Origin of the sequence: Hydrogenophaga sp., assembly GCF_031426985.1 — a bacterium.
Taxonomy (GTDB): domain Bacteria; phylum Pseudomonadota; class Gammaproteobacteria; order Burkholderiales; family Burkholderiaceae_C; genus Hydrogenophaga.
This window is the reverse complement of record NZ_JASJOY010000121.1, coordinates 1-1,096: the sequence shown is the minus strand read 5'-3', so window position 1 is coordinate 1,096 and position 1,096 is coordinate 1. Positions and strand designations below refer to the sequence as shown.

At 66.2% G+C, this 1,096-nt stretch carries 1 protein-coding gene; it reads right to left on the bottom strand.

Translation table 11 applies throughout. The annotated features are described in order from the left end of the window. On the bottom strand, positions 1-1,096 hold a 1,096-nt coding region (leuC, locus tag RMP09_RS14945), incomplete at both ends, for a 3-isopropylmalate dehydratase large subunit (protein WP_310566777.1).

Genomic DNA, 1,096 nt, shown 5'->3' with positions numbered 1-1,096 from the left:
GGTCGGCGTTCATCGCCAGGCACATCGAGCAGCCGGGCTCGCGCCACTCGAAGCCGGCGGCCTTGAAGATCTCGTGCAGGCCTTCGCGCTCGGCCTGTTCCTTCACCAGACCCGAACCCGGCACGACCATCGCCAGCTTGATGTTCTTGGCGACCTTCTGGCCCAGTTTCTTGACCACGGCGGCGGCCTCGCGCATGTCTTCGATGCGGCTGTTGGTGCAGGAGCCGATGAAGACCTTGTCGACAAAGATGTCGGCCAGTGGCTTGCCCGGTTCCAGCGCCATGTAGGTCAGCGCACGTTCCATGGCGCCGCGCTTGCTGGCGTCCTTTTCCTTCTCGGGGTCGGGCACGCGGGCGTCCACGCCCAGCACCATCTCGGGCGAGGTGCCCCAGGTGACCTGCGGCACGATCTGTGTGGCGTCGAGTTCGACCACGGTGTCGAAGGCCGCACCCTCGTCCGTGTGCAGCGTCTTCCAGTAGGCGACGGCCTGGTCCCACTCCACCCCGGTGGGCGAGAGTGGCCTGCCTTTCACGTACTCGATGGTCTTGTCGTCCACGGCCACCAGGCCGGCGCGTGCGCCACCCTCGATCGCCATGTTGCAGACCGTCATGCGGCCTTCCATCGACAGCGCGCGGATCGCGCTGCCACCGAATTCAATGGTGTAGCCGGTACCGCCGGCGGTGCCGATCTTGCCGATGATGGCCAGCACGATGTCCTTGGCGGTCACCCCCTTGGCCAGTTGTCCCTCGACCCGGACCAGCATGTTCTTGGCCTTTTTGGCCAGCAGCGTCTGCGAGGCCATCACGTGCTCGACTTCGCTGGTGCCGATGCCGTGGGCCAGGGCCCCAAACGCGCCATGGGTGCTGGTGTGGCTGTCGCCGCACACCACGGTCATGCCCGGCAGCGTGGCGCCGTTCTCGGGGCCGATCACGTGCACGATGCCCTGGCGCTTGGACATGAAGGGGAAGAAAGCCGCCGCACCGAACTCGGCGATGTTGCTGTCCAGCGTGGTGATCTGCTCTTTGCTGATCGGGTCGGTGATGCCGTCGTAGCCCAGTTCCCAGCCGGTGGTGGGCGTGTTGTGGTCGGCGGTGGC